Genomic DNA, 7,012 nt, shown 5'->3' with positions numbered 1-7,012 from the left:
AGGATCAGATCAGGAGGTGGCCGGCTTCAAATCGGAACGGCGGCCGGAATGAAATCGGAACAGGTGGCCGGCTTCATCTTGGAATGCATGGCCGGCTTCGTCGGAATCCGCAGGAAGCCGCTGACGCGGGCCGTAATCCCTTCATGCGCCCCATGATCATCCTTGCCGTCGAGACAGCGATGCGTCAGGGCGAGATCCTGTCGCTGACCTGGGACAACGTCGATCTTGATCGCCGCGTTGCCCATCTGCCGATGACGAAGAATGGCGACAGCCGAGATATCCCCCTGTCCCAGCGTGCTACAGAAACGCTCAGGAGCCTCGCCAGCGAGCCATCCAGTGACAGGGTGATGGAGACTACCAAGAGCGCCGTGGAGCAAGCCTGGGGCCATCTACGGAGTCGCGCGGGCATCCCTGATCTTCGATACCACGACCTCCGCCACGAGGCGGTGACCCGGCTGTTGGAACGCGGGTTCAACGTCATCGAGACGGCGACGATCTCCGGTCACAAGGAGCTCCGGATGCTGCAGCGCTACAGCCATCTAAAGGCGGCGGACTTTGTCGACCGCTTAGGGTGACCTGAGTGTCCGCTCGCTCGAAGTCCTAGATACTGGCCGGACATTCGCAGAGGGATAGTGCCTTCGGGCCGCGTGGTTGCGGACGTATCCTCAACTCCTCCGATTTCACAGATCTCTCCCGGAATGCATGATGGAGTCGGCGCTGCTGAGACCGCAGGGATCTTATCGATACCGAACTTCGTATACGGGCACCCCGCCATCGAACCCCTTCAACGAACGCAAACCGAGTTCGATCAGATCAAAGGTATGGTTCAGTTCAACCCTGATCAGATCGGATACCAATATCGTTTCCGGATCTGCCGACTGGCATAATCGAGCGGCTGTCTGGACGGTTGAGCCAAAAAGGTCATTTGTGTCGGCAACCGGCTCACCGATATCGATGCCAATCCGAATATGCAGCTTTTCTCTGCTTGCCAGGTTAAAGGCATCGAATGATTGCTGGATCGCGCGCGCGCATTGCACCGCAGAGTCGGCATCATCGAGCGAGGCCATTATGCCGTCGCCTGTATGCTTAACCTGTCGTCCGCCATTGTCCTTCAGCGCTCTATGAACAATCGCGTCATGTGCTCGGACCATCTCCACTGCCTGCATATCACCCAGTCGCGCAGTCATGCCGACGGAATCGACGATGTCGGTGAACATAATCGCACGAAGGGCCGCGTCGATTCTCATCGTCGCGTCCGGTCCGCTGGGGGTCGGGTCAGCAATTCGGCCCAAGAACGCCTCTACGGCTGAGAGATCCACCTCGATGACATCGGTCGCCACGTCACCATGTGCCTCGTCATGAACTCTCATTGCTGCGGCAATATCTGGCGCGTCTATTAAGCAGAATCCAGTTCCTCTGGCCTCATCGAACCAATAAGTCAGGAAGCGAACGCCGTAACGCTCTTGGACTTCCAGATCCTTGCGGTGGGCTTCGGCGATGTCAGATGCAGTGAGGCCGCTGAGATCGTGACGGTCGAGAAAAATCGGCATGGCCTTCTCCTCCAGCAGTCTCCGTCCCGACAGCCGGCAGGAATGCTATTCCTCTTTCGCCTGGTGGTCGAGATGCCCCCGTCGACCGTGTCGCCCATGTGCCGAGTGCCTCCAGACGGTCAGTCCCGCGACGGCGCTTCGGGAGATCGCAATCATTAGCCATGTCCTCGGGGTTGCAATGCGCGGGGGCCACGTCGGGCATTATAGGCTAGAACAGGCCGAACTCCGGGTGCCGCTTCTGCTCCAAGTGCTTCGCTTGCTCCGCTTTGGCCTTCGCCTCTGCGCGGCTTTCTCTCTTCCGCTCGGTGTTCATCTTGCGCTCGTGCTCGGCCCTCTCTTCGGGGGTCCGAACTGGTCGCGCGTTCAGGCCGAGCTTCTTGCGCTTCTGCTCACGCGATTGACGTCTGCGGCGTTCCTCGCGAGTTTCCAGGTTGGCGAGCGGTCGGGTGTCCTTCGTCGGCATGTAGGAGCGAACCGGACGCCCCTTGGTAGCCATGACCTTCGCCGCGTATTCAGCCTTGGCTGACTTGCGATTCGCCTCGCAGACACGGTCATATTTCGCGGCACGGCAATCGTCGTGGTATTGCTGCAACCAACCTTCAACATCGGGCATGATGTTGCGTTGGACCGCGGAATCGGTTCTGCTATCGCTCATTTTGCTAATCGCTTTCTGGCCGGGATCGTTGCTGCGATCCTCGGCTCTTTTGCATTGGAGGGCGCGGGTCATCTCGGCGATGATCGCACCGGCGATCGAAGGAGTGATCGAGGTCTTTCGGCCGTCGTCGGCAGTATCACCGCCATTGACCCGGCGCGTCAGGATAAGGCCGTTGCCCTTGCGGGCGATCTGAATACCCGCGTCGATGTCCCAAATCGTCGCAGACGAAACGCCGACTGCGAGCTTACCGAGATTCAGAACGAAGGCGTTGGCGACTTTGAGCGGCCAATACATCACGCCGATCGGCGTCTCGACATGGAACGCGTCGCCTTCACGCGAGAACGACCAACCGGGTAGTCCGATCTTCGAGCCGAGACCGCGAAGCTCAATGTCGCCGCGGATAGCGGTCGCAACCGCTTCGCCTCGGCTGAGGCTAAGCTCGGCTGCAAGCGCCGAGACTTGAGCGAAGGTTTCGTCAGGGATGGCGACGTTTTTCATTCCTGGCGATCCGGTTTCATTCATCTAACATAACATAGTCTGACGGCCGGAGTCGACCGAAATCAAGACGCTTTTGACCGGAAGCGTCAACGCATAAGGAACCCGAAGACGTGATTGCCAAACTCCGTCCAGTCCTTAGCTGCTTTCCGTTTAAGAGATTCTTCTCAACCGGAGAGGCTCTTGATCGCCATTGTGTCCCGTAAATTTCCGCTTTCCCCCCCCATTGTTATAAGCTATAAAAAGAAGGTTAAATATAGAGAGAAAAAGCGGAAATTTCCGGGATAGCTTTGAGACCCGTGGATGCTTCCGGTTATGAAGGATCTGTCCCGGCTCAAAGAAAACTCCCGGCTCAGAGAAGCGGTCCCTCGATATCAAAGCGGGTGTCGGGCTTGCGGCAATCCGTGCCGTCCGACTGGTCCGTCAAAAGCGATGCCGTCGAGATGCTACAGATGCTACCTCGGATAAGGAGCCGACATGCGCGTAGATCGACACAGCGAGTCCCTGACAAGCGTATGCGGCTTGTCAGTCAGCTCCCTAGCCAAGCGCTACTGACGCTCGGCAGTGACTCACTATGACGGTTGCGCGATCAGCGACCGAATGAGCCACCTGTTCGGGACGCGGCGCGCATTTCGGACTGCACTGTCGCCCTGATCTTCGCATCGACAGCGGCTGCGGTCTGCTTCGCCAGATTGGCGTTGCGCTTCTGCTTTGCGAAAGCGAGAGCACGGGCTAGGCGTCGTCGCTGTCGCGCTCCGCCTCGAGCTGAGCGATCTGTGCGGGGCTGAGCGACATCAGAAGGGAGCAAAGTCTTAGGTATGACTGCGGATGTCCAAGGGAGCGCCGCCTGCGGGCGTCGAGGGCCGGGAGCCTATCCTCAACTCCTCTGAGAGAGCCATACGAGCTCGCTGGCGCGCGTTCTCGGTTCCGAAGAAGATTTCATGCTCCGCCACAAGGAGGCGCACCAGTGAGTCTGTATGAGCTTCTCAGCGCTACGCGTCCGGAACGCGAGCGTTGATCAGCCACTTGCGGAATGCGCGGCGGAGTGCGGCGGCATTGCCACTCCAGCACGGCGTTGCAGCTATAGCGCGATGGAAATCTACATCCTTCTCCTCGCGGTCTTCGGTGCCGTCGTCCTTTTGACTGCCTGGCTGCCCATGCTCCTGAAGGAGCTGCCGCTCTCGCTGCCGATCGTGTGTATCGTCATCGGCATGCTGCTCGTCTGGTCGCCGCTCTTTCCCGTCATCGCGGCGAACCCGCTGGAGAACCGTCTGGCGACGGAACGCCTAACCGAGTTCGTCGTGATCGTCTCCCTGATGGGCGCCGGACTCAAGCTCGATCGTGCCCTCAGCTGGCGCGGCTGGGAAAGCACGTGGCGGCTTCTCGGCATCGCCATGCCGCTGACCATCCTCGCGATCGCTCTTCTGGCGGGAGCCATCCTCCGGCTTGATCTCGCCGCAGCGCTCCTGCTCGGCGCGGCCCTCGCCCCCACCGACCCGGTTCTCGCAAGCGACGTCCAGGTCGGCCCGCCTCAATCGGGCCAAGATGACGACGTGCGCTTTGCCCTTACGTCTGAAGCGGGTCTCAACGACGGCGCGGCGTTCCCCTTCGTCTACCTCGCGATCGCTATCGCTCTGTCGCAGCTATCCCGCGAGCCGTTCTTCGCCGACTGGTTGCTCGTGGACGTCCTGTGGAAGCTCACGGCCGGCATTGCCGGCGGCTGGATCGGCGGCAAGATCATGGGACACCTGATGTTCCGACTGCCCAACCGCGCCGGGCTTTCGGAGACCGGCGACGGCTTCGTCGCGCTCGGCATCACCTGCCTCGCCTATGGCTCCACGGAGCTGATCAACGGTTACGGGTTCCTGGCGGTTTTCGTGGCGGCGCTGGCGATGCGCTCGGTAGAGCGAAAGCACGATTACCATGAGCGCCTGCACGGTTTCGCTGAGCAGATCGAGCGGCTGGTGATGATGGTCCTGCTGGTCTGCTTCGGAGCGGCCATCGCCGAGGGTTCGATCTTCGGCGCCCTAAACTGGCAGGTCGTCGTTCTCGCGGTCCTGATCCTGCTCGTAGTTCGCCCGATCTCCGGTTGGATCAGCCTTATGGGGTTCTCTGCACCGGCAAAGGAGAAGGCGGTGATTGCCTTCTTCGGCATCCGCGGACTCGGGTCATTCTACTACCTTGCCTATGCGCTGGGGCAGGCCGAATTCGCCCAGGCGGAGTTCCTGTGGGTGACGGTCTGCCTCGTCGTTCTGATGTCGATTGTCATACACGGTATCGTGGTCACGCCGATCATGCGTCACCTTGATGAAGGCAGAGCGACGGGACGTGTGGTTGACTGAGTGACCATCTGCGCGGCGCCGGAGAGCTTCTCGCTCGCTTGATCTAAGACGCTTACCGGGGCCCACTGGCGAGCGTTCTCGGTTCCCATGATATTTCATGCTTCGACACAAGGCGGCGCGCCAGTGAGTCTGTATGAGCGACGACGAGCACATGGTGGGTGATAAGAGCTACTGCGCTCCGGCAACCGCAAACGAGACGACGGGCCGACGGGCCGATTGCCTTCTCCGGCAACGGCAGAAGATCTGGCAAGGTGACAAGACTGCTTGTATGGGTGACAAAAGTTTACATCGGCGTCTTTCAATGCCGATTTAGAGCCGAAATTGGTTTACACTGCCGGCTCGTCAGGATTTTCTGTCAGCCAGACAGAACGGTCGAAACCCACCTTTTACGATGAGGAGGTTTACGCTAACGTTACACTAAGTTTACGTCGCACATGCGTTTTTTAATTTTGCGCGGTTCTGTCACCTTTCGCTCGTCTTCCAACAGGAGCGACGGGGTCGAGGTTGCCACGATCGAAATATGGAGGCAGCATCGATCAATCGTGAATGATCGTCCGGATCGGCTACCTGCTTCTCGCCCAGTCCCAGGAAGCCGCCGGATCCGATGACGGCGTAGAGACGACCGCCCACTTCGACGACTTCTTCGATATCTCCAAGAGATCCAGGCAACAACACAATTACAAGATGTATTAAATGACCTGACACACGTCTTCTACGAAGATAAGCGAACCGGCGACGTTAATGCAGAGCCGAACTGGAAATGGCGGCCAGCGAGTCCGAAATTCCAAGGCGCATATTTCGGACATACATTGCATCTGCTGGAAGGAATGATCGTGGAGCTGAAGAAAAAAGTCAAAGTGGATGGGGGCGAAGAGTGACCGACACATTGCCACCAAGCCCGACTGTCGACCATCTGACGACTATATTTCGCCGAATCGCAAAGGGCGATATTAGAATTCCGGCCCTTCAGAGAAACCTGGTTTGGGATGAGGATCAAATCATTTCTTTGCTAGAAAGTATATACAAAGGGTTCCCGATCGGCAGCTTATTGCTTTGGACCGTCAAGTCGCCTCTTCTTCGGGATGCGGCGTATGATTATAAAATTTTCCTGGATACAGAAATAACCTATCCAGTTAACTATGTTTTGGACGGTATGCAAAGACTATCTTCTCTTTATGGAGTGTTCCATTACGGAGAACGCAGTGATCCTCGGTTGAACGTCCATTTTGATCTAGATAGCGGGAGATTTATGCACCAGAGTATGTTGCCACCGGACTCTGAGGCATCAATACCAATCAGGGCGCTGATGAACCCGCGCGAGTTATTGGATTTTCAAAAGACATTTCTTGGAGAAACTCATGTCGATCGTTGGATGGACGGCGTAATCGACCTCCAAGCACGCTTTCAGGAATATATGGTTCCGATCGTCACGATTACCCGAGAAGATGTAAATTCAGTTGTTGAGATATTCGATCGGATCAATAACACCGGAACTAAGCTCGACACCGTCGACTTCATGCGTGCTGTCACGTGGTCAAATGATTTCGATCTCAATGGAAGAGATTTGCTGATATCAATCACAGTCTGGAATTCATAAGCTTCGGCGTTAGTGAGCAGACGTTGATTAAACTACTAGGAATTGAGCTTGGAAAAGATCCATTGCCTGATGCGTTGTTTACGATGCGCGGCGAAACAAGTGAAGCTCTTCACGCCGCTATCGACCGTGTCAGAGATGGGTTGGTTAAAACTGCAGGGTATTGCGGCGCGCGTCTTCGCATTTATAGCTCGGATTATGTTCCGTATGAGGGGCAAATACTCGTTATATATAAGACGCTTCAAAGTCCGGAGCCTGCTGATGGTAACTGCTCAGGTGGCTGGCATCAGAGGGTCTGAGCAGCGGGTGCGAAGAGCGTAGCAGCGATGTCGCGGATGGCGCCGAAGGCGGTCTGTCCTGCGATGCGAGCGGTGCT

General features: G+C 57.3%; 5 protein-coding genes. 3 read left to right on the top strand and 2 right to left on the bottom strand.

What is annotated here, in order from left to right:
* Nucleotides 1–575 (top strand): site-specific integrase (locus VQ042_RS24120; RefSeq protein WP_331822817.1); only part of this gene is annotated, 575 nt, incomplete at its 5' end.
* 162 nt (nt 576–737) lie between these two features.
* Here the strand turns inward: VQ042_RS24120 and VQ042_RS24115 are convergent.
* Both VQ042_RS24115 and VQ042_RS24110 read right to left on the bottom strand, forming a co-directional pair.
* Nucleotides 738–1,550: a nickel-binding protein gene (locus VQ042_RS24115; protein ID WP_331822816.1), complete on the bottom strand. Its 813-nt coding sequence runs from the start codon at nt 1,548–1,550 to the stop codon at nt 738–740.
* Between the two features lie 208 nt (nt 1,551–1,758).
* Nucleotides 1,759–2,703, bottom strand: coding sequence for a hypothetical protein (locus tag VQ042_RS24110; protein WP_331822815.1), 945 nt, complete (start codon nt 2,701–2,703; stop codon nt 1,759–1,761).
* A gap of 1,088 nt (nt 2,704–3,791) precedes the next feature.
* Between VQ042_RS24110 and VQ042_RS24105 the strand changes: the two genes are divergently transcribed.
* A complete protein-coding gene (locus tag VQ042_RS24105) occupies nt 3,792–5,042 on the top strand; it encodes a cation:proton antiporter (protein ID WP_331822814.1) in 1,251 nt (416 codons plus the stop codon).
* 874 nt (nt 5,043–5,916) lie between these two features.
* Complete coding sequence (locus VQ042_RS24100) at nt 5,917–6,639, top strand: DUF262 domain-containing protein (protein WP_331822813.1); 723 nt, start codon at nt 5,917–5,919, stop codon at nt 6,637–6,639.
* Nucleotides 6,640–7,012 lie beyond the last annotated feature (373 nt).

The sequence above is a fragment of the Aurantimonas sp. A2-1-M11 genome, assembly GCF_036549475.1.
In the GTDB taxonomy this organism is placed as follows: Bacteria; Pseudomonadota; Alphaproteobacteria; order Rhizobiales; family Rhizobiaceae; genus Aurantimonas.
This window is presented reverse-complemented; position numbering and strand designations above follow the sequence as displayed.

Excerpts from the sequence above, each read along its gene's own strand:
- VQ042_RS24115 (WP_331822816.1), bottom strand. The coding sequence starts at position 1,550 with ATGCCGATTTTTCTCGACCGTCACGATCTCAGCGGCCTCACTGCATCT.
- VQ042_RS24110 (WP_331822815.1), bottom strand. The coding sequence starts at position 2,703 with ATGAAAAACGTCGCCATCCCTGACGAAACCTTCGCTCAAGTCTCGGCG.
- VQ042_RS24105 (WP_331822814.1), top strand. The coding sequence starts at position 3,792 with ATGGAAATCTACATCCTTCTCCTCGCGGTCTTCGGTGCCGTCGTCCTT.